The 22,985-nt window shown below is 73.2% G+C and carries 22 protein-coding genes; 9 read left to right on the forward strand and 13 right to left on the reverse strand.

The genetic code is table 11. The features are described from left to right. Positions 1 to 23: 23 nt before the first annotated feature. Positions 24 to 941, reverse strand: coding sequence for an adenosine kinase (locus LG395_RS00070; RefSeq protein WP_225807958.1), 918 nt, complete (start codon positions 939 to 941; stop codon positions 24 to 26). Positions 942 to 1,056: 115 nt separating this feature from the next. Beyond that, positions 1,057 to 2,523, reverse strand: a complete 1,467-nt coding sequence (locus tag LG395_RS00075) for an amino acid permease (protein WP_171150866.1) — start codon at positions 2,521 to 2,523, stop codon at positions 1,057 to 1,059. Between the two features lie 221 nt (positions 2,524 to 2,744). Between LG395_RS00075 and LG395_RS00080 the strand changes: the two genes are divergently transcribed. Beyond that, positions 2,745 to 3,509, forward strand: coding sequence for a MerR family transcriptional regulator (locus LG395_RS00080; protein ID WP_171150868.1), 765 nt, complete (start codon positions 2,745 to 2,747; stop codon positions 3,507 to 3,509). Between the two features lie 6 nt (positions 3,510 to 3,515). Here LG395_RS00080 and LG395_RS00085 read toward each other — a convergent pair whose 3' ends face one another. The 3 genes from LG395_RS00085 to LG395_RS00095 all read right to left on the reverse strand — a co-directional run bounded on the left by LG395_RS00085 (position 3,516) and on the right by LG395_RS00095 (position 8,215). Then, positions 3,516 to 5,693, reverse strand: a complete 2,178-nt coding sequence (locus LG395_RS00085; protein ID WP_171150870.1) for a 3-hydroxyacyl-CoA dehydrogenase NAD-binding domain-containing protein — start codon at positions 5,691 to 5,693, stop codon at positions 3,516 to 3,518. Between the two features lie 49 nt (positions 5,694 to 5,742). Then, the gene (locus LG395_RS00090) at positions 5,743 to 6,957 is read right to left on the reverse strand and encodes an acetyl-CoA C-acetyltransferase (protein ID WP_171150871.1); all 1,215 of its coding nucleotides are present in this window, start codon (positions 6,955 to 6,957) and stop codon (positions 5,743 to 5,745) included. A gap of 94 nt (positions 6,958 to 7,051) precedes the next feature. Then, positions 7,052 to 8,215: a CaiB/BaiF CoA transferase family protein gene (locus LG395_RS00095; RefSeq protein WP_225807959.1), complete on the reverse strand. Its 1,164-nt coding sequence runs from the start codon at positions 8,213 to 8,215 to the stop codon at positions 7,052 to 7,054. Positions 8,216 to 8,585: 370 nt separating this feature from the next. On the opposite strand from LG395_RS00095, the gene LG395_RS00100 reads away from it, so the two are divergent. After that, the gene (locus tag LG395_RS00100) at positions 8,586 to 9,764 is read left to right on the forward strand and encodes a saccharopine dehydrogenase family protein (RefSeq protein ID WP_225807960.1); all 1,179 of its coding nucleotides are present in this window, start codon (positions 8,586 to 8,588) and stop codon (positions 9,762 to 9,764) included. Positions 9,765 to 9,890: 126 nt separating this feature from the next. Here the strand turns inward: LG395_RS00100 and LG395_RS00105 are convergent, their stop codons facing one another. Then, positions 9,891 to 10,583 carry an endonuclease V gene (locus LG395_RS00105; RefSeq protein ID WP_225807961.1) on the reverse strand — a complete coding sequence of 231 codons (693 nt, stop codon included), beginning with the start codon at positions 10,581 to 10,583 and terminating at the stop codon, positions 9,891 to 9,893. A gap of 59 nt (positions 10,584 to 10,642) precedes the next feature. Between LG395_RS00105 and LG395_RS00110 the strand changes: the two genes are divergently transcribed. Further along, positions 10,643 to 10,939, forward strand: a complete 297-nt coding sequence (locus LG395_RS00110) for a YciI family protein (protein WP_171150876.1) — start codon at positions 10,643 to 10,645, stop codon at positions 10,937 to 10,939. Between the two features lie 43 nt (positions 10,940 to 10,982). On the opposite strand, the gene LG395_RS00115 is transcribed toward LG395_RS00110, so the two are convergent. Next, the gene (locus LG395_RS00115) at positions 10,983 to 11,321 is read right to left on the reverse strand and encodes a plasmid stabilization protein (protein ID WP_225807962.1); all 339 of its coding nucleotides are present in this window, start codon (positions 11,319 to 11,321) and stop codon (positions 10,983 to 10,985) included. 75 nt (positions 11,322 to 11,396) lie between these two features. Further along, positions 11,397 to 12,650 carry a WD40/YVTN/BNR-like repeat-containing protein gene (locus tag LG395_RS00120; protein ID WP_225807963.1) on the reverse strand — a complete coding sequence of 418 codons (1,254 nt, stop codon included), beginning with the start codon at positions 12,648 to 12,650 and terminating at the stop codon, positions 11,397 to 11,399. A 218-nt stretch (positions 12,651 to 12,868) separates the two neighbouring features. On the opposite strand from LG395_RS00120, the gene ssgD reads away from it, so the two are divergent. From ssgD to LG395_RS00140, 4 genes are all read left to right on the forward strand, one after another. Further along, positions 12,869 to 13,285 carry a spore wall synthesis regulator SsgD gene (ssgD, locus tag LG395_RS00125; RefSeq protein ID WP_171150879.1) on the forward strand — a complete coding sequence of 139 codons (417 nt, stop codon included), beginning with the start codon at positions 12,869 to 12,871 and terminating at the stop codon, positions 13,283 to 13,285. 309 nt (positions 13,286 to 13,594) lie between these two features. Continuing rightward, positions 13,595 to 15,220: an ABC-F family ATP-binding cassette domain-containing protein gene (locus tag LG395_RS00130; protein WP_225807964.1), complete on the forward strand. Its 1,626-nt coding sequence runs from the start codon at positions 13,595 to 13,597 to the stop codon at positions 15,218 to 15,220. Between the two features lie 165 nt (positions 15,221 to 15,385). Then, positions 15,386 to 16,162 carry a dimethylargininase gene (gene ddaH / locus LG395_RS00135; protein WP_225807965.1) on the forward strand — a complete coding sequence of 259 codons (777 nt, stop codon included), beginning with the start codon at positions 15,386 to 15,388 and terminating at the stop codon, positions 16,160 to 16,162. 229 nt (positions 16,163 to 16,391) lie between these two features. Then, positions 16,392 to 17,366 (forward strand): acyl-ACP desaturase, encoded by a 975-nt coding sequence (locus LG395_RS00140; RefSeq protein WP_225807966.1) that lies wholly within the window; start codon positions 16,392 to 16,394, stop codon positions 17,364 to 17,366. A 61-nt stretch (positions 17,367 to 17,427) separates the two neighbouring features. Here the strand turns inward: LG395_RS00140 and LG395_RS00145 are convergent, their stop codons facing one another. Continuing rightward, positions 17,428 to 17,673 carry a WhiB family transcriptional regulator gene (locus tag LG395_RS00145; protein WP_171150883.1) on the reverse strand — a complete coding sequence of 82 codons (246 nt, stop codon included), beginning with the start codon at positions 17,671 to 17,673 and terminating at the stop codon, positions 17,428 to 17,430. A 278-nt stretch (positions 17,674 to 17,951) separates the two neighbouring features. Between LG395_RS00145 and LG395_RS00150 the strand changes: the two genes are divergently transcribed. Continuing rightward, positions 17,952 to 18,740, forward strand: coding sequence for a VOC family protein (locus tag LG395_RS00150; RefSeq protein WP_225807967.1), 789 nt, complete (start codon positions 17,952 to 17,954; stop codon positions 18,738 to 18,740). Between the two features lie 167 nt (positions 18,741 to 18,907). On the opposite strand, the gene LG395_RS00155 is transcribed toward LG395_RS00150, so the two are convergent. Further along, positions 18,908 to 19,984, reverse strand: a complete 1,077-nt coding sequence (locus tag LG395_RS00155; protein ID WP_171150887.1) for a LacI family DNA-binding transcriptional regulator — start codon at positions 19,982 to 19,984, stop codon at positions 18,908 to 18,910. Positions 19,985 to 20,047: 63 nt separating this feature from the next. Further along, positions 20,048 to 21,067: a non-homologous end-joining DNA ligase gene (ligD, locus tag LG395_RS00160; RefSeq protein WP_171150889.1), complete on the reverse strand. Its 1,020-nt coding sequence runs from the start codon at positions 21,065 to 21,067 to the stop codon at positions 20,048 to 20,050. A 95-nt stretch (positions 21,068 to 21,162) separates the two neighbouring features. On the opposite strand from ligD, the gene LG395_RS00165 reads away from it, so the two are divergent. Further along, positions 21,163 to 22,239, forward strand: coding sequence for an ATP-dependent DNA ligase (locus LG395_RS00165; protein WP_171150891.1), 1,077 nt, complete (start codon positions 21,163 to 21,165; stop codon positions 22,237 to 22,239). A gap of 14 nt (positions 22,240 to 22,253) precedes the next feature. Here the strand turns inward: LG395_RS00165 and LG395_RS00170 are convergent, their stop codons facing one another. Beyond that, the gene (locus LG395_RS00170; RefSeq protein ID WP_225808463.1) at positions 22,254 to 22,409 is read right to left on the reverse strand and encodes a hypothetical protein; all 156 of its coding nucleotides are present in this window, start codon (positions 22,407 to 22,409) and stop codon (positions 22,254 to 22,256) included. A 40-nt stretch (positions 22,410 to 22,449) separates the two neighbouring features. Further along, entirely contained in the window at positions 22,450 to 22,914 is a 465-nt protein-coding gene (locus tag LG395_RS00175; RefSeq protein WP_225807968.1) for a MarR family winged helix-turn-helix transcriptional regulator, read from the reverse strand. Between the last annotated feature and the right edge of the window lie 71 nt (positions 22,915 to 22,985).

Here is a 22,985-nt window from a genome sequence, read left to right on the forward strand (position 1 = left end):
CGGGGGCCCGGCACCCCGGCGCCTCAGCGGCCCGGTTCCGACGCCCGGCGCAGCAGCGCGTCCCGGCCTATCGCCTCCGCGCGGGTGGCCGGGACGGTGCACGCGTGGGCGCCGGCGACCGCGCCGTACCGGGCGCACCGCTCGGGCGGCTCGCCGCTCAGCCGGCCGTAGAGGAACGCGGCGGCGAAGGCGTCGCCCGCGCCGTTGGAGTCCACGACAGGCGCGGGCGGGATCGCCGCCGGCACCCGGGTCAGCTCGCCGTCGGCCAGCAGGAGGGCGCCCTCCGCTCCGGCGGTGGCGACGACGGTCCGGGCCCGCCCGCGCTCGGCGATGCGCCGTACGGTCCGTTCGGGGTCGGTCAGCGCGGCGGCCGACAGGAAGACGACGTCGGCCGTGAACGCGAACGGCTCGTGGTACGGGTTCTCGCCGTCCCAGTCGTGCAGGTCGGTGGAGAGCGGCACACCCGTCCCGCGCAGGACCGGCAGGGCGTGGGCGCAGGGCTGGGTGATGGTCACGTGCACATGCCGGCTCGCGGCGGCCAGCTCGCGCAGACGGGCCTCGGGGAAGCGGTCGTCCGGGTGGGCGCGGCTGGTGTCGTACAAGGACAGCCGGCGGCCGTCCGGGCCGACGAGATTGACCGCGCGCTTGGTGCCGGCCGGCTGGGGCAGGGCGGTGAGGGCGATGCCGTGCTCGCGGTGCAGGGCGCGCACGAGGTCGCCCTCGGGGTCGTCGCCGAGCAGGTCGAGGTGGTGGGTGCGCAGTCCCAGCGCGGCCAGTCCGAGGGCGACGAAGTCACCGGTCTGGCCGGCGCGGGTGCGGATCCCCGAGTCGATCATGTAGCTGTCGGCGTACGGCAGGGGGAGCTCGGGGACCGGGATGACCGTGTCCACCCCGGCCCCGCCCAGCACCAGTACGTCGGTCGTGTCCGTTCGCCCCGTCATCCCGCGTCCTCCCCCCTCCGCGCCTGCCGACGGCGCGGGTGGCGTCCTGCCGGAGCCAGGTGATCTCCGGTGTGACGCCACCGTACGCGACGGCACCGGCAGGGGCGCCGGACCGCTACCGCGCCGGCTCGGCCGGCTCCTGGCCGGTGGTGTGCGCCACCCGCCGGCGGACGCCGAACCAGCCGGCGACCAGCATCACGGCGATCACCGGGATGAGCAGCAGGGTCTTGCGCCCGACCTCGGCGTCGTTCCACATCATGCCGAGGCAGACCAGCAGGAACACCACGGTGGCGATCTCCGTGACCGGGCTGAACCTCAGCTGGAAGTGCGGCCGGGTCACCAGGCCCGCGCGGGCCCGGCGGACGAAGACCAGGTGGCAGACCATGATGATCACCCAGGTGCTGATGATGCCGAGCGAGGCGACGTTCAGCACGATCTCGAAGGCCTGGCTGGGGACCAGGTAGTTCAGGCCGACGCCGAGGACACAGACCGCGCAGGTCAGCAGGATGCCGCCGTAGGGCACCTGGCTGCGGTTCATGCGGGCGGTGAACTTCGGCGCCGAGCCGGCCGTGGCCATGGAGCGCAGGATGCGCCCGGTGGAGTACAGGCCGGAGTTCAGCGAGGACATGGCGGCGGTCAGCACGACCAGGTTCATCACGTCACCGGCCGCCGGCACGCCGATCCTGGACAGCACGGTCACGAACGGGCTCTGGTCGGCGGAGTACACCGAGCCGGGCAGCAGCAGGGCGAGGAGCACGACCGAGCCGACGTAGAACAGGGCCACGCGCCACATGATCGAGTTCACCGCGCGCGGGACGACCTTCTCCGGCGCGGCGGTCTCGCCGGCGGCCACGCCGACCAGCTCCAGGGCGGCGTACGCGAAGATCACGCCCTGCATGACCAGGACGACCGGCATCAGGCCGTGCGGGAAGACACCGCCGTTGCCGGTGATGACATCGAGGCCCGGCTTGCTGCCGCCCACGTCGTGCCGGGTCGCCAGCAGGAAGATGCCGATCAGCATGAAGCCCACGAGCGTGGCGACCTTGATGATCGCGAACCAGAACTCCATCTCGCCGAAGATCTTCACCGAGATCAGGTTCACGGCGAGGACGACCGCGAGGGCGATCAGCGCCAGCACCCACTGCGGAATCGACGTGAACATGCTCCAGTAGTGCGTGTAGAGCGCGATCGCGGTGATGTCGGCGATGCCGGTGGTCGACCAGTTCAGGAAGTACATCCAGCCGGCGACATAGGCGCCCTTCTCGCCGAGGAACTCGCGCGCGTACGACACGAAGGAGCCGGAGGACGGCCGGTACAGGACGAGCTCGCCCAGGGCCCGGACGACGAAGAACGCGAAGACGCCGCAGACCAGGTAGGCCAGGGCGAGCGCCGGGCCCGCGTTGTGCAGGCGTCCGCCGGCGCCCAGGAAGAGGCCGGTGCCGATGGCGCCGCCGATGGCGATCATGTTGACGTGGCGGGCCTTGAGGTCCTTGCTGTAACCGGCGTCGCCCGCGTCCTCGGGCGTCCGGGCCACCCGGGGGTGGGGGGTGGCCTGTGCCGGTTCCACGGCTTCCTTGCTCACGGGTGGTTCCACTTCCTGGTGCGCCCGGACCTCATGGGCCCGGGGTTCGTGCAGGTTCTGGCCCGCACCACCCTCGTGTCGCGGTACAGACCAAGGCAGCAGCTTCCCAGGGAGAGGGTCCGGGATGCGATGGTCCAGGTCACAGAGCGGTTCTTCTCACACGGTCCACACGCCACCGCCCCGGGTTTCACACCATCGGTGAGACAGCGATACTGCTGCACATGACGACCGACGCCGGCGAGCCCACCCTGACGATCGACGAGCTGGCCGCGCGGGCGGGCGTCACGGTGCGCACGGTCCGCTTCTACGGCACCAGGGGACTGCTGCCGCCGCCGGTCATCGGCCCCCGCCGGGTGGGCCACTACGGCCGGGAGCACCTGGCCCGGCTGGAGCTGATCGAGGAGATGCAGCACCAGGGCATGACCCTCGCGGCGATCGAACGCCATCTGCGGCAGTTGCCGGCCGACCTCGGCCCGCACGACCTGGCGATCCACCGGGCGGTGGTCGCCTCCTGGGCGCCGGACACCGTCGAGACGGTCTCCCGCGCGGAGCTGGAGCGGCGGGCGGGGCGCAGACTGACCGAGGAGGACGTGGACCGGCTGACCGCGATGAACGTGGTGACGCGGGAGGGGGACTCCTTCCGCGTGGACTGCGGCCTGCTGCGGCTCGCGGCCCGGCTCCTCGACGTACCGCTGTCGCAGGAGACCATCCTGGCCGCCCGTACCGTCCTGACCGGCCACGCCCGCGCGGCGGCCCACGAGCTGTCGGACCTGCTGCGGGACGCCGTCGCCGAGCGCGACACACGGGACGTGAAGTCGTTGTCGGCCCATATGCACCCGCTCGTGGTGCAGGCGCTGCTCACCACCTTCCAGCGGTCGCTGAAGGAGGAGCTGCGCCAGTGGCTGGACGGCGCGGCGGCCCCGAAGACCCCGCCGGGGGGCACGGCGGCCCCGGGAGCGGGGTCCCGGGGCACGCCGTCCGGCTGAGAGGCGTCAGCGGGCGTCGGTGAACGTCTCCCCGCTCCCGGCCTTGGCCACGAGCAGCGCGGGCGGGGTGAACCGCTCGCCGTACCGCTCGGCCAGCTCGCGCGCGCGGGCCACGAATCCGGGCAGGCCCCCTTCGTAACCGTTGATGTACTGGAGCACACCGCCGGTCCAGCCGGGGAAGCCGATGCCGAGGATCGAGCCGATGTTGGCGTCGGCGACGGAGGTCAGGACGCCCTCTTCGAGGAGGCGTACGGTGTCGAGCGCCTCGGCGAAGAGCATGCGCTCCTGCATGTCCCGGAACGGGATCTCGTACCCGGGCTTGGTGAAGTGCTCGCGCAGACCCGGCCAGAGCCCCGCCCGCTTGCCGTCCTCGGTGTAGTCGTAGAAGCCGGCGCCACCGCTGCGCCCGGTGCGGCCGAACTCGTCGACCATGCGGTCGACGACCTCCTCCGCCGGGTGCGCCGTCCAGGTGCCGCCGGCCTCCTCCACGGCACGCTTCGTCTCGCCCCGGATCTTGCGCGGGAGGGTGAGGGTCAGCTCGTCCATGAGGGACAGCACCTTGGCCGGGTAGCCGGCCTGGGCGGCGGCCTGCTCCACGGAGGCGGGCTCGACGCCCTCGCCGACCATGGCGACGCCCTCGTTGATGAAGTGGCCGATCACCCGGGAGGTGAAGAAGCCCCGGGAGTCGTTCACGACGATCGGCGTCTTGTTGATCTGCCGGACCAGGTCGAAGGCGCGCGCGAGGGCCTCCTCGCCGGTGCGCTCGCCCTTGATGATCTCGACCAGCGGCATCTTGTCGACCGGCGAGAAGAAGTGCAGTCCGATGAAGTCGGCCTGGCGCTGCACGCCCTCGGCGAGGGTGGTGATGGGCAGCGTGGAGGTGTTGGAGCACAGCAGAGCGTCGGGGGCGACGACGGCCTCGATCTCCTGGAACACCTTGTGCTTGAGGGCGGTGTCCTCGAACACGGCCTCGATGACCGCGTCACAGCCGGCGAGGTCGGCCGCCTCGGCGGTGGGGGTGATGCGGGCGAGCAGCGCGTCCGCCTTCTCCTGGCTGGTACGGCCCCTGGCGACGGCCTTGGCGCACAGCTTCTCGGAGTAGCCCTTGCCCTTGACGGCCGCTTCCAGGGAGACGTCCTTGAGGACGACGTCGATGCCCGCGCGGGCGCACGCGTAGGCGATGCCGGCGCCCATCATGCCGGCGCCGAGGACGGCCACCTTGCGGACCTGGCGGGGCTCGACGCCCTGGGGGCGGTTGACGCCGGAGTTGACCGCCTGGAGGTCGAAGAAGAAGGCCTGGATCATGTTCTTCGAGGTCTGCCCGGCGGCCAGTTCCACGAAGTAGCGGGCCTCGATGACCTGAGCGGTCTCGAAGTCGACCTGGGAGCCCTCGACGGCGGCGGCGAGGATGTTGCGCGGCGCCGGGTAGGGGGCGCCGCCCGTCTGCTTGCGCAGGTTGGCCGGGAAGGCGGGCAGGTTGGCGGCGAACTTCGGGCTGGCCGGGGTGCCGCCGGGGATCCGGTACCCCGGCTTGTCCCAGGGCTGCTGGGACTCGGGGTTGGCGTCGATGAAGGCCCGGGCCTTGGCGAGCAGTTCCTCGGGGGTGGCGGCGACCTCGTGGACGAGGCCGTTCTCCTGGGCGCGCCGCGCGTTGTACTGCTGTCCCTGGAGGAGCACCTTCAGCAGGGCGTCCGTGATGCCGAGCAGCCGCACGGTGCGCACGACCCCGCCGCCGCCGGGGAGCAGGCCGAGGGTGACCTCCGGGCAGCCGATCCTGGTGCCGGGGGTGTCGAGGGCGACGCGGTGGTGGCAGGCGAGGGCCAGTTCGTACCCGCCGCCGAGCGCCGCGCCGTTGATGGCGGCGACGACCGGCTTGCCGAGGGTCTCGATGCGGCGCAGGTTCCGCTTGATGGCGAGGCCGCCGTCGAACAGGTCCTGCGCGGTCTCGGGCGTGACCCGGATCAGGTCGCGCAGGTCGCCGCCCGCGAAGAAGGTCTTCTTCGCGGAGGTGAGGATGATGCCGCGGATGTTCTCCCGCTCCGCCTCCAGGCGGTCGGCGATCACGGCGAGGGAGTCGCGGAACGCCTGGTTCATGGTGTTCGCGGACTGGTTGGGGTCGTCCAGGACGAGCGTGACGACACCGGTGTCGTCCTGCTCCCAGCGGATGGTGGTGCTCTCGGTCATGGCAGTCGTCTCCGTAGAAGTCTTCAGGGCGCTTGGTTCCGCGGGGAGTTCACAAGCGCTCGACGATGGTGGCGATGCCCATGCCGCCGCCGACGCAGAGGGTGGCGAGGCCGTAGCGCTTGTCCTGGCGCTCCAGTTCGTCGATGAGCGAGCCCAGGATCATGGCACCCGTGGCGCCGAGCGGGTGGCCGAGGGCGATGGCTCCGCCGTTGACGTTGACCTTGTCCAGCGACAGTCCCATGTCCTTCACGAAGCGCAGCACGACGGCGGCGAACGCCTCGTTGATCTCGACCAGGTCGATGTCGTCGATGGTGAGGCCGGCCTTCGCCAGGGCCTTGCGGGTGGCGGGGGCGGGGCCGGTGAGCATGATGGTCGGCTCGGAGCCGGAGACGGCCGCGGCGACGATCCGCGCGCGGGGGGTGAGGCCGTGGCGCTCGCCGACCTCACGGGACCCGATCGCGACGAGCGAGGCGCCGTCCACGATGCCGGAGGAGTTGCCGGCGTGGTGGACGTGGTCGATCCTCTCCACCCAGTGGTACTTCTGCAGGGCCACGGCGTCGAAGCCGCCCAGGTCGCCGATATCCGCGAAGGACGGCTTCAGCTTGGCCAGGGAGTCGGCGGTGGTGCCGGGGCGCATGTGCTCGTCGTGGTCGAGGACGACCAGGCCGTTGCGGTCCCTGACGGGGACCACCGACTTGTCGAAGCGGCCCTCCTTCCAGGCGGTGGCGGCGCGCTCCTGGGACAGGGCCGCGTACTCGTCGACGTCCCGGCGGGAGAAGCCCTCGATGGTGGCGATGAGGTCGGCGCCGATGCCCTGCGGCACGAAGTTGACGGCGAGGTTGGTCATCGGGTCGTTGAACCAGGCGCCGCCGTCCGAGGCCATCGGGACCCGGGACATGGACTCGACACCGCCCGCGAGGACCAGGTCCTCCCAGCCGGCTCGGACCTTCGCGGCGGCCAGGTTGACGGCCTCGAGACCGGAGGCACAGAAGCGGTTCTCCTGCACGCCCGCGACCGTGTCGGGCAGTCCGGCGGCGAGGGCGGCGATCCGGGCGATGTCCGAGCCCTGGTCGCCGACGGGGCCGACCACGCCGAGCACGATGTCGTCGATCGCGGCCGGGTCCAGGCCGGGGAAGCGGGCGCGGATCTCGTGGATGAGGCCGACGACCAGGTCGATGGGCTTCGTGCCGTGCAGGGCGCCGTTCGCCTTGCCGCGGCCGCGCGGGGTGCGGATCGCGTCGTACACGTACGCTTCGGTGCTCACTGGTGTGCCTTTCGGGAGGGTGGGCCGAGCGGGGTGGGCGGGGTCGGCCGGCGTCGGTGACCGGGTCGTCGGGGCCGGCCGTGGGGGCCGGTCGTCAGACCCGGCCGTCGGGACCGTCGGGGCCGTCGGTCGGGGGTGCCGGTATGCCCCAGTCCCGGGCGACCGCGGCGGTGTCCGCGCCCGGGCGGGCGGGGCCGGTGCGGACGGCGGTGGGGGTCGCGGAGAAGCGGGGGGCGGGGGCGGGCTGGGTGATGCCGCCGTGGTCCGTGAAGGTGCCGCGCGCGGCCAGGTGCGGGTGGGCGGGGGCCTCCCGCAGGCTCAGCACGGGCGCCACACAGGCGTCGGAGTCCGCGAAGACGGCCGTCCACTGCGCCCGGGTGCGGGACTTGAAGGCGGCGGCGATCCGTTCGCGCAGCTCGCCCCAGCGGGTCCAGTCCTCGCGGGCCGACGCCGGGTCCTCCACGCCGAGCAGGCGCAGGAACTCGTCGTAGAACCTGTTCTCCAGGGCGCCTACCGCCATGTACCCGCCGTCGGCGGTCTCGTAGGTGCCGTAGTAGGGACAGCCGCCGTCCAGGAGGTTGGCGGCGCGGCGGTCCTGCCAGCCGCCGGCGGCGAGCATGCCGTGGATCATCGCGGACAGGTGGGCCGTGCCGTCCACGATGGCCGCGTCGACCACCTGGCCGGTGCCGGTCGCGCGCGCGTGGTGCAGGGCGGCGAGGACGCCGACGACCAGGTAGAGGGAGCCGCCCGCGTAGTCCCCGAGGAGGTTGGCGGGCACCGCCGGGGGTTCGTCCGGACGGCCGATCATGCCGAGGGTGCCGGTGAGCGCGATGTAGGCGATGTCGTGGCCGGCGCGCTGGGCGAGCGGGCCGTCCTGGCCCCAGCCGGTCATGCGGCCGTACACCAGGCGGGGGTTGCGGGCGTGGCAGTGCCCGGGGCCGATGCCGAGGCGTTCGGCGACGCCGGGGCGGTACCCCTCGACGAGGATGTCGGCCCGCTCGGCGAGGTCCAGGACGCGCGCGGGGCCGTCCGGTGCCTTCAGGTCGACCACGATCGAGCGCTTGTTGCGGTTGGTGACGTCGAACGCCGGGTCGATGGCGAGGCCCGGACCGCCGGGACGGTCCACCCGGACCACGTCGGCACCCAGGTCGGCCAGCAGCATGGCGGCGAACGGGCCCGGCCCGATGCCGGCCAGTTCGACGACGCGCACGCCGGAGAGCGGGCCGTCGCCCGGCCTCGGCGTCCCTGCCGTTGTCATCCGTCCAGCCCCCAGGCGTGTGTGACACAACTGATGTAACACCGGTGATGCTAGGAACGCGTTCCACCGGACACAAGACCTGAACGAGCAAGCGCTTAGCCAAAGTGCCCGTCCGGCCGACGATCACCCGGGAGAGTGACCGACGCTCCGCCGGGACCCTTCGGCGAGGGGCGCCCGGTACCGTCACGTGGTCCGCGCACCCGGTCCCCGGACCCGGGGACGGGGCGGTTTCACCCGCTTCTTCACCGCGTTCCTGGCTACGGCCACCGCTGCCTCCGGGCTGGTCGTCGGGCTCCGCACTCCTCACGCTAGCCTCGGCCACCGACAGCGGCGCGGGCTGCGCGACGGGCCACACGGACCAAGGGGTGTCATGAGCAGGATAAGCAGGGCGGACCGGCCGTACGACCTCGTGCTCTTCGGGGCCACGGGCTTCGTCGGCACGCTCACGGCCCACTACCTCGCGGCGCACGCGCCGGAGGACCTGCGCTGGGCGGTCGCCGGGCGCGACGAGGGGCGGCTGGAGCGGCTGCGCGAGGAGCTGCCCGGGGGCGCGGACGTCGGTGTGCTGCGGGCCGACGTGTCCGAACCGGCCACCCTGCGCGCCCTCGCCGAGCACGCGCGCGTGGTCGCCACGACCGTCGGGCCGTACGTCCTGTACGGCGAGGATCTCGTCGCCGCCTGCGCCGACACCGGCGCCGACTACCTGGACCTCACCGGCGAACCCGAGTTCGTGGACCTGATGTACGTCCGGCACGACGCACGCGCGCGGGAGACGGGCGCGCGCCTGGTGCACGCCTGCGGTTTCGACTCGGTGCCGCACGACCTGGGCGCGTACTTCACGGTCCGGCGGCTCCCCGAGGGCGTGCCGCTGACCGTGGACGGCTATGTGACCGTCGACGCGGCCTTCTCCGGCGGCACCCTCGCCTCCGCGCTGAACCAGATGGCCCGCGGCCGGCGGATGTGGGCCGCCGCGCGGGAACGCGCCCGGCACGAGCCACGGCTGCCGGGCCGCCGGGTGACGGCGCCGTCGGGTACGCCGGGGTACGCGGCGGAGGTCGGCGCGTGGGCGCTGCCGCTGCCCACCATCGACCCGCAGATCGTGCGCCGTTCGGCACGGGCGCTGGAGCGGTACGGCCCGGACTTCCGCTACCGGCACTACGCGGCGGTGCGGCGCCTGCCGGTCGCCCTCGGCGGAATCGCGGCCGTCGGCGCGGTGGCGGCCGCCGCCCAGCTGCCGCCCGCCCGGCGCTGGCTGTCGGACCGGCTCAAGCCGGGTGACGGACCGAGCGCCGAGAAGCGGGCGAGGAGCCGGTTCTCGGTGCGGTTCGTCGGCGAGGGCGGCGGCCGGCGCGTGTTCACCGAGGTCGCGGGCGGCGACCCCGGGTACGACGAGACGGCGAAGATGTTCGCCGAGGCGGCCCTGTGCCTGGCGTTCGACGACCTGCCGCCGACGGCGGGCCAGGTCACCACGGCCCAGGCGATGGGCGACGCCCTGACCGGGCGGCTGCGCGCGGCGGGGATCACCTTCCGGGTGGCGGCGGAGCGCTAGGGCCTCGTCCGGATCATGCCGGGCGGGGCCAAGGAGACGGGACCGTCGTGGAGTTGGCGCGCGGCGGGCACGCGCGGTCAGGCGGCCGGTGCCCGGCACGTCGCCGAGCCCCGGGCCCGCCGCCGGTCAGCCCCGCGCCGCCTCGCGCAGCGCGCGCCGGCACAAGGCGTCCGCCCGGCGGGTGGTCTCCGGCAGCCGGTACCGCGGGGTCAGGGCCAGGGTGTGCGCCACGGCGTTGTCGAGGGTGACCCGGTGGCCGGCCGAGACGAACACCGGCTTGACGCCGTCGCGGGTGCGCAGGGCGCGCCCGACCTCCTCGGTCCCGGCGAGCAGCGGTGCCCAGCTCCCCCGGGCCGGCTCCGGGTCGTCGTACGCGAAGGTGAACGGGTTCTTGGCGACGCCGACGGTCGGCAGGTCCGTGAGCACGCCCAGGTGGCTCGCCAGGCCGAAGCGGCGCGGGTGGGCCAGGCCGTAGCCGTCGCACACGACCAGCCCCGGCGGGCACGGCAGCCGGTCCAGGGCGGCGCGGACGGTGGGGATCTCACGGAAGGCGAGGAGGCCGGGCACGTAGGGGAAGGAGACCCGGCCGACGGCCGTCGCCTGTGCCACGACGTCCAGGGTCGCGGCGTCCAGCACCACGGCCGCCGCCGCGACCAGGTCCAGGCGGTCGTCGTAGGCGACGTCGACCCCCGTGACGCGGCCCGTCCCGGGCGGCGGTCCCGGCTCGTCCGACACCACCCGCCCGCGCAGCTCGTCCTGTACGGCGCGGGCCTCGTCCTCGGTCGCGGGCCAGTCCGCGGGTACGTCAACGATCGTCATGCCGGGTGACTGTACGGTCCCGCCGCGGGCCGCCGGGCGGGCGGGGTAGGCTCATGATCATGTTCGTCCTGGAGCTGACCTACACCGCGCCGCTCGAAGCCGTGGACGCCGTTCTGCCGGACCATGTGGCCTGGCTGGAGGAGCAGTACGCCAAGGGCCTCTTCCTGGCCTCGGGACGCAAGAACCCCCGCGACGGCGGGGTGATCCTGGCCGTCGCGGGGGATCGTGCCCTTGTCGACGAGATCGTCGCGGGCGACCCGTTCACCGTCGCCGGTGTGTGCGCCTACCGTGTCACGGAGTTCATCGCCACGAAGACGGCACCGGAACTGGCGCGCCACCGGCAGACTCCCGGCTGACGCCGGCCCGCCGCGCTCTTCGGGCGCCGGGCCGGGCGGGCCGTCAGCCCTTCTTCGCGTTCAGCGCGCGCTGCAGTTCTTCCTTGTTCATGTGTGAACGGCCCTCGATGCCGCGCTGCTTCGCCTCGTTGTAGAGCTGGTCGCGGGTCGGGCCGTGCGAGCCGACCCGGTTGCCCGACCGCTGACCGCCGCGCTTGCCGGACGACATGTCCTGCGTCGAACTGCGGCTGGCGGTCTTGGACTCGCCGGAGCGGGCGCGTTCCTTGTTCACCGTCCGCGCGGCGATCTCCTTGGCGCGCCCGGTGCTCTCGCCCCGGTCCTGCGCGCTCTTCTTGATGTGCTCGTACTGACGCTCACGCTTGGGGCTGGAACCGGCTGGCATGATCGCTCCCTTCCTTTGCGACGGGGAACGAGTACCCGCGTTCGGACGCGCTTACCTCACCGGTCCGGCCGCGCCTCATCGTTCGAGCCGTGCCACCCGCCCCTGTTCGCCCGCCGCCCAGCAGCTCAGGTCGGGGGTGCAGGCGACGGTGTCGTACGAGCCGGGGTCGATCGTGCGCCAGCTGCGGCCGCCGTCGGTGGTCAGGTCGGTGCCGGTCGGCCCCACTGCCAGCGCGGCGGTGCGGCTGTGCGGGAGCCAGGCGGCGCCGGAGCGGTAGGCGGGGGGCGGGGTGGTGGCGGGCCGCCAGGTGCGGCCGCCGTCGGCGGTGACCGCGGCGGCCTGCGGGGAGGGCTGACCGGGGCGGTAGTCACCGCCGACCGCGATGCCGTGGGTGCGGTCGCGGAAGGCCAGCGCGAAGACGCCCTTGGCCGGATCGCCCGCGGGAACCGGCGTGTCGGCGGCCGTCCAGGTGAGCCCGCGGTCGGCGGAGTGCAGCACGCGCGCGCGGGCACCGCCGCCGGTGGCCAGCCAGACGTCCTTCGGGCCGGCGGTGACGAGGCACTGGCCGCTCGCGGCGAAGCCCGCCTCGCCGTCCAGCGCGGGCGGCATGCCGTCCGCGGGCAGCACGCGCCAGGAGCGCCCGCCGTCGGCGGTGGACAGGATCCGGAACCTGCCGTCCACGGGGTCGCCCAGGGCGAGGCCGTGGCGGCGGTCGAAGAAGGAGAGGCAGTCGTAGAAGGCCCTGGGGTCGGTGTTGCGGAAGGACTCCGTCCAGGTCGTACCGCCGTCGTCGGTGCGGTAGACGCGGGAGGCCTCGCCCTCGCCGATGGCGAGCACCACCGCGCGCCGGGCGTCGAACGCCGTCACGTCCCGGAACTGCAGCCCGGACGCCCCCGGCGGGGAGACGTTCCGCCAGCTCGCGCCGCCGTCCGTGGTGCGCAGCACCGTGCCTTCGGTGCCGGCCAGCCAGGCGGTGCGCCGGCCGACGGGCGCGAGACCCCGGAAACGGACGCCCGGCGTGCCGGGGTCCTTCGCCGCCCAGTGCACGCCTGCGGTGCGGGAGCCCCCGGCCACCGGGGCCGCCTCGCGCCTACGGGGGCTCGCCGCCGGGTTCGCTTTCTGGGGACGGGAGTTCTCGGCGGCCCGGCTCCCCGCTTCCGCACCCGGACCCGGCTGCCCCGAGCTCGCCCCGCCGGTGGTGTCGTGGGCGAGCGGACGGGCCTCGGCCGCCGGGACCGTCAGGGCGGCGAGCGCCGCCCCGCACACCACTCCCGCCGCCACCAGCCGGCTCGTCCGTCCCCTGCGTCGCGTGCTCCCCAAGCGCCTCATGGCGGGCGAAGCTAGCCCCACTCCCCCGGCTTCGTCCAGAGGGCCGGCCGCGCTCCGCGCCGCCGACGAGCGGAAACGGCCGTGCGTTCCCCGTGCATGAACGCGGTGACCGAGGTCACTCGTTCCCCGTGTGCACGCATCGGCCGTTTCCGTCGTCTCTTCCAGTGCCGGGTGCCGCACACCCGGGCGCAGTCCATCCGTCACGAGGGAGCAAGGCGTTGTCCACCGTCATCGAGCAGCCCGTAGAGGCCCGTCTCGTCGCCGCCGCACCGCGCATGCCGAGCATTCCCGCCACGCTGTGCTACGACCGGCGCGACCCGTTCGCCGTCCGCATGACGTTCCCGGCCCCGGCCACGCTGGAGGGCGTCGACGTGTGCTGGACCTTCTCCCGCGAGCTGCTCACGGCCGGACTGCAGGACGCCGAGGGCCACGGTGACGTCCGCGTGCGGCCGTACGGGTACGACCGCACGGTGCTGGAGTTCCACGCCCCGGAGGGCACCGCGATCGTGCACGTGCGCTCGGGTGAGATCCGGCGGTTCCTGGAGGCGGCCAACGACCTGGTCCCCGTCGGCCTGGAGCACCTCCAGCTGGACCTGGACCACGACCTGGCCGAGCTGATGCGGGACGCCTGCTGAGTGCCGGGCGGTGAACGCCACGCGCGCGGGGCCGCGCGGCGTTTAATCACGTTGACAGCCCCTCCCGTCCTTCCTACGGTGTACAGCGGTTCTGTTGCCGTCGATTGGAGAAGGACGTTGCTCGTCTGAGGTCCTGAGACACCGCGTCGCACCGGTCAGGTGTGCGTGGCGTACGACCTCGGTGTCCGAGCCGTCCTCCGGCACAGGCCCTTTTCCCCGGGCCCTCTGCGTGCCCAGACCTTTCGGTTTCCGCCTCGCGGTGTCTCGACACGCGTCCACCCGAACGCACCCGTCCCTCGCGAGGCGCCCATGTCTGCTTCCCTCACCTGCACGTCCCTGACCTTCACCTGGCCCGACGGCACCGCCGTCTTCGACGGCCTGGACATCGCCTTCGGCCCCGGCAGGACCGGGCTCGTCGGCGTCAACGGATCGGGCAAGTCCACCCTGCTCAAGCTGATGGCCGGAGAGCTCGCGCCGGCCGACGGCACCCTCAAGTCGGCCGGCGAGATCGGCTACCTCCCGCAGAACGTCACCCTCGACACCGCGCTCCGCGTCGACCAGGCCCTCGGCATCGACGCCCGGCGGGCCGCCCTGCACGCCATCGAGGCGGGCGACGTCGCCGAGGAGCACTTCGAGACCGTCGGCGACGACTGGGACGTCGAGGAACGGGCCCTGGCCACCCTCGGCGAACTCGGTCTCGGCCACATCGGCCTGGACCGCACCGTCGGCGAGGTGTCCGGGGGCGAGTCGGTGCTGCTGCGGCTCGCCGCGCTGCTGCTGCGCCGCCCCGACATCCTGCTGCTGGACGAGCCCACCAACAACCTGGACCTGTACGCGCGCCGGCGGCTGTACCAGACGGTGGCGTCCTGGCCGGGCGTGCTGGTGGTGGTCAGCCACGACCGGGAACTGCTCGACCTGGTCGACCAGATCGCCGAGCTGCGCTCCGGGGAGGTGGCCTGGTTCGGCGGCAACTTCTCGGCCTACGAGGAGGCGCTGGCCGTCGAGCAGGAGGCGGCCGAGCGGATGCTGCGCGTGGCCGAGGCCGATGTGCGCAAGCAGAAGCGGGAACTGGCCGACGCCCAGGTCAAACTGGCCCGCCGCAAGCGGTACGGGCAGAAGATGTACGAACAGAAGCGCGAGCCGAAGATCGTCATGGGGGCGCGCAAGCGGGCCGCGCAGGAGTCGGCGGGCAAGCACCGCATCATGCACGAGGAGCGGCTCGCCGAGGCCAGGGAACGGCTGGACGAGGCGGTGGAGGCCGTACGGGACGACGACGAGATCCGGATCGACCTGCCGTACACGGCCGTGCCGCCGGGCCGGCAGGTGCTCACCCTGGAGAAGCTCCGGACGGCCTGCCACGCGCGCGTGCCGGGCATCCTCGATCTGCGGGGCCCGGAGCGGATCGCGCTCGTCGGCCGCAACGGCTCCGGCAAGACGACGCTGCTGCGGACCGTCGCCGGGGAACTGGCGCCGGTGTCGGGCACGGCGACGGCCCATGTGCCGCTGCGGTTCCTGCCCCAGCGGCTGGACGTGCTGGACGACGACCGGTCGGTGGCCGAGAACGTCGCCCGGTTCGCGCCGGGCGCCACCAACAACCGGATCCGGGCCCGGCTCGCCCGCTTCCTGTTCCGGGGCGCGCGGGCCGACCAGAAGGCGGCCACCCTGTCGGGTGGTGAACGCTTCCGGGCGGCCCTGGCCGCGCTGATGCTCGCCGAGCCCGCGCCGCAACTGCTGCTGCTGGACGAGCCCACCAACAACCTCGACATGGCCAGCGTCCGGCAGCTGACCACGGCCCTGGAGTCGTACGAGGGCGCGCTGATCGTCGCCAGCCACGACCTGCCGTTCCTGGAGTCGATCGGGATCACCCGGTGGCTGCTGATGGAGGGAGGGGAGCTGACCGAGACGACACCCGAGGCGCTCGAGGACCCGGCCTGACCGGCGGCGGGGGCGCGTCCCGGCCGGACGGCCCGGTCCCGGCGGGGACGCGCCGGGCACCCGGGGGGTTTGGCCCTGACGGGAGCGCGCTGCATGATGACGGACCGGCGCCGTGTGAGCGGCGCCGGACCGCACCACCGCACCGACCGATTCGAAAGGCCCCTCGTGCCCAGCAAGAAGGCCCTCGTCCGCCGCCCCAGCCCCCTCCTCGCCGACGGCCTGGTGACGCACATCCAGCGGGAGAAGGTCGACGCGGGACTCGCCGGCGAGCAGTGGGAGGCGTACGTCGAGGCCCTGCGCGCGCACGGCTGGGAGATCATCGAGGTCGAACCGGCCGACGACTGCCCGGACTCGGTGTTCGTCGAGGACACCGTCGTCATGTACCGGAACGTGGCGTTGATCACCCGGCCGGGCGCCGAGTCGCGGCGGGCGGAGACCGCCGGCGTCGAGGAGGCGGTGGCCCGGCTCGGCTGCTCGGTGAACTGGATATGGGAACCGGGCACGCTGGACGGCGGTGACGTCCTCAAGGTCGGCGACACCGTGTACGTCGGCCGCGGCGGGCGGACCAACGCGGCCGGTGTCCAGCAACTGCGGGCGGCCTTCGAACCGCTGGGCGCCCGCGTGGTCGCCGTTCCCGTCAGCAAGGTGCTGCACCTGAAGTCGGCGGTGACCGCGCTGCCCGACGGCACGGTGATCGGTCACATCCCGAAGATCGACCGGCCGTCGCTGTTCCCGGGCTTCCTGTCGGTGCCGGAGGAGTCCGGCGCGCACGTGGTGCTGCTCGGCGGCGGCAAGCTGCTGATGGCGGCGAGCGCCCCGAAGACCGCGGAGCTGCTGACCGATCTGGGCCACGACGTGGTGACGGTCGACATCAGCGAGTTCGAGAAGCTGGAGGGCTGTGTGACCTGCCTCTCGGTGCGCCTGCGGGAACTGTACGCCTGACCGGGTGATCCCCTCGCCCCGGCGGCTGCGGGACCTGCGGGTCCCGGAGCCGCCGGGCGTGTCCGGGCGCGGCCCTCGGGCGGGCTGATCAGCGGGTTGTTTACAGCCCCCTTAACCTACGGCTTCGTAACCTACGGGTTCGTAGCCTACGATCACGTAGGTTTCCGGCACCGCTCGCCGGGCCGTCCCCCTTTCTCCCCCCGTTGTTCGCCGTCCCCCTGGAGTTCCTGTGACGATCACCTCCCCCCACCTCGGCAGCCCGTCCGTCTGGACCGACGCGCGACTGCTGTTCGCACTGGAGGAAGTGGTCGAGAAGGAGCTGAACCGGCACCTGAGCGTCGCCAAGGACTGGATGCCGCACGAGTACGTGCCGTGGAGCGACGGCCGCAACTTCCCGGGCCTGTTCGAGGACGGGGAGGCCTGGGACAAGGAGCAGTCCCGGGTGACGGAGATCGGCCGGATCGCCCTCGTGGTGAACCTGCTGACCGAGGACAACCTGCCGAGCTACCACCACGAGATCGCCTCGCTCTTCGGCCGCGACGGCGCCTGGGGCACCTGGGTGCACCGCTGGACGGCCGAGGAGGGCCGGCACGGCATCGTGATGCGGGACTACCTGCTGACCTCGCGGGCGGTGGACCCGGACAAGCTGGAACGTTTCCGTATGGCGCACATGAGCGAGGGCTTCGAGTCCGACAACCGGCACTCGATGCTGCACTCGGTGGCCTACGTCGCCTTCCAGGAGCTGGCCACGCGGATCTCGCACCGCAACACCGGCCACCAGTCGGGGGACCCGGTCTGCGACCGCATGCTGGCCCGCATCGCGACCGACGAGAACCTGCACATGGTGTTCTACCGCAACCTGCTGAAGGCCGCGTTCGAGCTGGCGCCCGACCTGACCATGCAGGCGGTCCGGGACGTCGTCGTGAACTTCCGGATGCCCGGTCACGGCATCCCCGGCTTCGAGCGGGCCGCCGCGCAGATGGCGATCGGCGAGGTGTACAACCTGCGCATCCACCACGACGACGTGCTGCAGCCGGTGCTGCGCTTCCTGAAGGTCCTGGAGATCGACGGCCTCGGCCCCGAGGGACGCCAGGCGCAGGAGGAACTCGCCCTGTTCATGGGCGGGCTGAACGCCGAGGCCACGAAGTTCGACGAGAAGCTGGCCGCGCGCAAGGCCCGTATGACGTCGCGCGCCGGAGGCTGACGCCCCGCGCGGGCCCGGCCCGGCGCCCGGGCCGGCGGGCGGCCCACGGTTTCACGACGTGTCAGCGGGCGGCGCGGCGCAGGGCGAGGCGCTCCTTCTCCGACAGGCCGCCCCAGACACCGAACCGCTCGTCGTTGGCCAGCGCGTAGTCCAGACAGGCCGGGCGCAGCTCGCACAGGGCGCAGATGCGCTTCGCCTCGCGCACCGAGCTGCCCGGCTCGGGGAAGAAGAAGTCCGGCCCGGTCTGCGCGCACAGCGCCTGCGCCTGCCAGGCGTCGTCGGCCGGCGTGATGGTTTCGTAGTGCATGGCCAGGAGCCTGCCCCACGGCGAAAAACGTTCGATCAACGGCGGCGAAACGGCGCGCCCGGTCCCTCCGGCCGCCCCGATGATGCTCCCCGCGGCCCGGCGCGCGCACGGCGGCGCGCCCGGCGGCGGGAAAACCGGGAGAACGCGTGCCGTCACGCGTGGTGAGGGTGGACCGTGCCGGCGTCTCCCGGCGCGTCCCGGGGCTCCGGCAGCGATTGCCGGTGGGCGGTGCCAGACTCGGCAGTGCACAGGACGGAGCCCCTTGCGAGGAGGGCGAGATGCTCACCACCCGTTTCGTCGACGGCGCGCCCAACTGGATCGACGTCGGCAGTCCCGACATCGACGGCGCCGCCGCTTTCTACGGCGGTCTGTTCGGCTGGCGGTTCAGGTCGGCGGGGCCGGACGCCGGCGGTTACGGCTTCTTCCAGCTGGACGGCAGGACCGTCGCCGGCGGCATGCAGACCGGGCCCGGCCAGGGGCCTGCGGCCTGGACGGTGTACTTCCAGAGCGAGGACGCGCAGGCCACCGCCGAGGCGGCCGAACAGGCCCACGGCAGAGTGCTGTTCCAGCCCGTCGACGTGATGGGCCAGGGCCGCATGGCGGTCCTCGCCGACCGGGCGGGCGTACGGTTCGGGATCTGGCAGCCGGGCCGGACCAAGGGCGTGGAAGTCGCGGGCGAGCCGGGCTCCCTGCGCTGGGTGGAGCTGTACACCCCGGACATCGCGGCGGCCGCCGCCTTCTACCGCCGCGTGCTGGGCCTGGAGACCTCCGCGCCGTTCCCGGGCGGGACGTACACCTGTTTCAACCCGGACGGCGCCGGGGAGGACGCGATGTTCGGCGGGATGGTGCCGCTGGCCGACGATCCCATCGAGGCCGAGGCGGGTCCGTACTGGCTGCCGTACTTCGAGGTGGAGGACACCGACGCCGTGGTGGAACAGGCGCAGCGCCTGGGCGGGACGGTGCGGGTGCCCGCGACGACCCTGGAGGGCGTGGGCCGCACGGCCCGGCTCGCCGACCCGTACGGGGTCCGCTTCGCGGTGATCACGAGTGAGCGGCCCCAGGACTGACCCCGGGGTCTTCCGTTCGGACCAGGCCGGACCAGGCAGCGGGAGCGGGGTCCGGTGCCGTGCGTCGCGAGGCGGAGGAGGGCGCCATGGCGGAGCCACGGCAGCCGACCAACGCGGCGAGGCGCGGCACCAGGGCCCGCGAGCCCGGCATGATCCGAACGAGCGGCCTAGGCCGAGGCGCGGCGTATCAGGGTGGTCGGCAGGATCACTTCCGACGGCGGTGCCCGGTGGGCGCCCGCCTTGCTGTCCGTCCCCTCGCGGGCGCCGGACAGCCCGCGCAGCAGCAGGCGAGCCATCAGCCGGCCCATCTCCTCGATGTCCTGACGGACCGTCGTCAGCGGGGGGTCGGCCTGTTCGGTGACCGGCACCATGTCGTCGAAGCCGACCACGGCCACGTCCTCGGGCACGCGCCGGCCGCTCGCGCGCAGCACCCTGAGGGCACCGAGCGCGGTGAGGTCGTTGGCGGCGAACACGGCGTCGACGTCCGGGCAGCGGTCGAGGAGTTCGCGCATGGCGCGTTCGCCGCCGGACGGGGTGAAGTCGCTCTCCTCGACCAGCCGGGGATCGTGTCCGCCCAGGGCGTCGCTCATGACGTCCCGGTAGCCGTCGAGCCGGTCCACCGCCGAGGTCTGGTCCAGCGCCCCGGTGATGTGGGCGACGCGCCGGCGGCCGAGGTCGAGCAGGTGCCGGACGGCCGCGCGGGCACCGCCCCGGTTGTCGCAGTCGACGTAGACCACGCCAGGGCCGGACGCGCGGGTGTCCGCGCCCCAGCCGGGGCGCCCGCCGAACACGGTGGGCACGCCGGCGTCGTGGATGAGGCCGGGCAGCGGGTCGTCCAGGTGCAGCGAGAAGACGAGCGCGCCGTCGACATGGCCGCCGGCGAGGTAACGGGCCACGCGCGCGTGGTCGGCTCGGCCCTCGGTGAGCAGCAGCACGAGCTGGTTGTCGTGGGCGGTCAGTTCCTTGCTGATGCCGCGCAGCTGGAGGGCGAAGAAGGGGTCGGCGAAGACGCGGGTCTCGGGTTCTGCGATGACGACCGCGACGGCGTCGTGCCGCCGGGTGACGAGGCTGCGCGCCGCCTGGTTGGGGACGTAGCCCAGCTCCTCCACGGCCCGGCGGACCCGCTCGGCCAGCGGCTCACGGACCCCGTCGCCGCCGTTGACCACGCGGGACACGGTGGCCCGGGACACCCCGGCCCGCGCGGCCACGGCCTCCAGCGTGGGGCGCGACACTGCCTCGGTCACTTCGGGACTCCTCATCGGCGGCTGCCGATCAGGATAGCCGCGGGACACGGGACCGGCCTGGTCTCAGGGCGAGGGCTCCCGGCGGGCGCGGCTCGGCTGCACCCGTTTCGGTTCGCCGGGCATCTTCGGGTACTCCGGCGGGTACGGCAGGTCGCCCAGGCCGTGGTCGTGCTCGTCCTGGCGGGCCAGTTCCAGCAGCGCGTCCAGGGAGTGGGCGTGGTCGTCCATGCCGGCGTGCACGTCACCGAGTTCGGCGAACCGGGCCGGCATGGTGGCGAGGTCGAAGTCGCGGGGCTCGGCGACCCCCACCTCCTCCCAGCGCAGCGGTGCGGAGACGGGGGCGTGCGGGCGGGGACGTACCGAATAGGCGGAGGCGATGGTGCGGTCCCTGGCCGTCTGGTTGTAGTCGAGGAAGATGCGGCTCCCGCGTTCCTCCTTCCACCACTTGATGGTCACCCGGTCCGGCATCCGGCGCTCCATCTCCCGGCCGACGGCGATCGCCGCGCGGCGCACCTGGGTGAAGGTCCAGCGCGGTTCGATGGGGACGAAGACGTGCAGGCCCCGGCCGCCGGAGGTCTTCGGCCAGCCGCGCAGCCCGCCGAACTCGTCCAGCACGGCCCGTAGTTCCTGGGCGGCGCGGGCCGCGTCGGCGTAGTCGGTGCCGGGCTGCGGGTCGAGGTCGATGCGGAGTTCGTCGGGATGGTCGACGTCGGTGGCGCGTACCGGCCAGGGGTGGAAGGTGAGGGTGCCGTACTGGGCGGCCCACACCACGGCGGCCTCCTCGGTGGGGCACATCTCGTCGGCGCTGCGCCCGCTGGGGAAGGTGATGTGGGCGGTCGGGATCCAGCCCGGCATGCCCTTCGGCGCCCGCTTCTGGTAGAACCACTCGCCGCCTACGCCGTCCGGGTAGCGCTCCAGGGTCGTGGGGCGGTTGCGCAGGGCGCGCAGGATGCCGGGGCCGACGGCGGCGTAGTACCGGGCGAGGTCCAGCTTGGTGAAGCCCCGCTCCGGGAAGAACACCTTGTCCGGGCTGGACAGCCGTACGGTCCGGCCCGCCACCTCCAGTTCCACCGCATCGCCCATGCGGCCACGGTAGGCGCACCTCACGCCACTCGCATACCGGGGCAAAGGGGTACGCATCCGAGCGGAAACGGATGTACACGAGCAGAATCGGAGTCATGGATCTGCCCGTCATGCCGCCCGTGAAGCCGATGCTCGCCAAGTCCGTGGCGAAGATCCCGCCGGGGATGCACTACGAGGCCAAGTGGGACGGCTTCCGGTCGATCGTGTTCCGGGACGGGGCCGAGGTCGAGCTGGGCAGCCGGACCGGAAAGCCGCTGACCAGGTACTTCCCCGAGCTGGTCGCGGCGCTGCGGGAGCGGCTGCCCGAGCGGTGCGTGCTGGACGGGGAGATCGTCGTCGCGCGGGGCGGGCGGCTGGACTTCGACGCGCTGACCGAGCGCATCCACCCGGCGGCCTCCCGGGTGCGGATGCTGGCGGAGAAGACCCCGGCCTCCTTCGTCGCCTTCGACCTGCTCGCCCTGGACGACCACGCCCTGCTCGACGTGCCGCTCACCGACCGCCGCGCCCTGCTGGACCGGGCCCTGGCCGGCGCGGGCCCGCCGGTGCACGTGGCGCCGTCGACGACCGACATCGAGGTGGCCCGGCAGTGGTTCGAGCAGTTCGAGGGCGCCGGTCTCGACGGGATCGTCGCCAAGCCGCTCACCCTGCACTACCTCCAGGACGAGCGGGCCATGTTCAAGATCAAGCACGAGCGCACGGCGGACGTCGTCGTCGCCGGGTACCGGTTCCACAAGAGCGGCCCGGTGGTGGGCTCGCTGCTGCTGGGGCTGTACGACGAGCAGGGCCGGCTCCAGCACGTGGGCGTGTCGGCCGCGTTCTCCATGAAGAGGCGCGCCGAGCTGGTCGAGGAGCTCCAGCCGCTGCGCATGGAGGACGTCTCCGGGCACCCGTGGGCCGCCTGGACGGACGAGACCGCGCACGAGACGGCACGGCTGCCGGGCGCACCGAGCCGCTGGTCGGGCAAGAAGGACCTGTCCTGGGTGCCGCTGCGGCCGGAACGGGTGGCCGAGGTGGCGTACGACCACATGGAGAACGGCCGGCGGTTCCGGCACACGGCCCGCTTCCGCCGCTGGCGCCCGGACCGCACCCCGCGGAGCTGCACGTACGACCAGCTGGAGGAACCGGTCCGGTACGACCTCGCGGAGATCCTCGGGGAGAAGGGCGGCGGCTGAGCGGGCCGGCCCGCTCAGCCGCCGAGCCACAGCCGCAGCCACCGCCACGGCCACGGCCACGGCCATATGAGGATCTTCACCGCGCCGTCCCGCTCGCGCCGGAACATCTCGTACGCGTGCGGCGCCTTCGTCAGCGGCAGCCGGTGCGTGGCTGGTGTACGTACCGGCACCGTGAGGCGGCCGGTGCCGTGCGCACCGGCAGGGCCGTCGTCAGCTTCGGGCGGCCGGCGGCCCGGCCGGGTGGCGCAGTTCCTCGGCCGCGTCCGCGACCCGGCGGAGCAGGTCGAAGAACACGGTCTGTTCCCCGGCGGACAGCGGGGCGAGGAAGACCTGGTTCATCCGGGCCGTCCGCACGGTCAGTCTGCGGTGGGTGCGCAGGCCGTCGTCGGTGAGGCGGAGCAGGAAGCGCCGGCCGTCCTGGGGGTCGCGCGTCTTGTGCAGCAGTCCCCGGCGGTCGAGCCGGCTGATGACCTCGGCGATGGTGGAGCGGTCGAGGCCCACCCGCTCCCCCACGGTCCGCTGGTCCAGCCCGGGTTCGGCGACGAGGGCGTTCATGACCGCGAACTGCGGCGAGGTGATCTCCTCGGACACCATCGTGTTCCACAGCAGGTGGTGCGCCTGCTGGAGCCGCCGGGCCAGATGCCCGGGATGGGTGGCGAGGTCCACCGCGGCCATGCGCGCTCCCCTGGTCGATTCGTTGGTGCACTGAACGATACCCGGCGCCGGCCTCCTGCGTCTCGCCCTGC

Origin of the sequence: Streptomyces spinosus, assembly GCF_020400655.1 — a bacterium.
Taxonomy (GTDB): Bacteria; Actinomycetota; Actinomycetes; order Streptomycetales; family Streptomycetaceae; genus Streptomyces; species Streptomyces argyrophylli.

Excerpts from the sequence above, each read along its gene's own strand:
- LG395_RS00145 (WP_171150883.1), bottom strand. The coding sequence starts at position 17,673 with ATGCACTACGAAACCATCACGCCGGCCGACGACGCCTGGCAGGCGCAG.
- LG395_RS00165 (WP_171150891.1), top strand. The coding sequence starts at position 21,163 with ATGGATCTGCCCGTCATGCCGCCCGTGAAGCCGATGCTCGCCAAGTCC.
- LG395_RS00175 (WP_225807968.1), bottom strand. The coding sequence starts at position 22,914 with ATGGCCGCGGTGGACCTCGCCACCCATCCCGGGCATCTGGCCCGGCGG.
- LG395_RS00100 (WP_225807960.1), top strand. The coding sequence starts at position 8,586 with ATGAGCAGGATAAGCAGGGCGGACCGGCCGTACGACCTCGTGCTCTTC.
- LG395_RS00085 (WP_171150870.1), bottom strand. The coding sequence starts at position 5,693 with ATGACCGAGAGCACCACCATCCGCTGGGAGCAGGACGACACCGGTGTC.
- ligD (WP_171150889.1), bottom strand. The coding sequence starts at position 21,067 with ATGGGCGATGCGGTGGAACTGGAGGTGGCGGGCCGGACCGTACGGCTG.
- LG395_RS00115 (WP_225807962.1), bottom strand. The coding sequence starts at position 11,321 with ATGCCAGCCGGTTCCAGCCCCAAGCGTGAGCGTCAGTACGAGCACATC.
- LG395_RS00095 (WP_225807959.1), bottom strand. The coding sequence starts at position 8,215 with ATGACAACGGCAGGGACGCCGAGGCCGGGCGACGGCCCGCTCTCCGGC.
- LG395_RS00110 (WP_171150876.1), top strand. The coding sequence starts at position 10,643 with ATGTTCGTCCTGGAGCTGACCTACACCGCGCCGCTCGAAGCCGTGGAC.
- LG395_RS00130 (WP_225807964.1), top strand. The coding sequence starts at position 13,595 with ATGTCTGCTTCCCTCACCTGCACGTCCCTGACCTTCACCTGGCCCGAC.
- LG395_RS00105 (WP_225807961.1), bottom strand. The coding sequence starts at position 10,583 with ATGACGATCGTTGACGTACCCGCGGACTGGCCCGCGACCGAGGACGAG.
- LG395_RS00150 (WP_225807967.1), top strand. The coding sequence starts at position 17,952 with ATGCTCACCACCCGTTTCGTCGACGGCGCGCCCAACTGGATCGACGTC.
- LG395_RS00120 (WP_225807963.1), bottom strand. The coding sequence starts at position 12,650 with ATGAGGCGCTTGGGGAGCACGCGACGCAGGGGACGGACGAGCCGGCTG.
- LG395_RS00080 (WP_171150868.1), top strand. The coding sequence starts at position 2,745 with ATGACGACCGACGCCGGCGAGCCCACCCTGACGATCGACGAGCTGGCC.
- LG395_RS00070 (WP_225807958.1), bottom strand. The coding sequence starts at position 941 with ATGACGGGGCGAACGGACACGACCGACGTACTGGTGCTGGGCGGGGCC.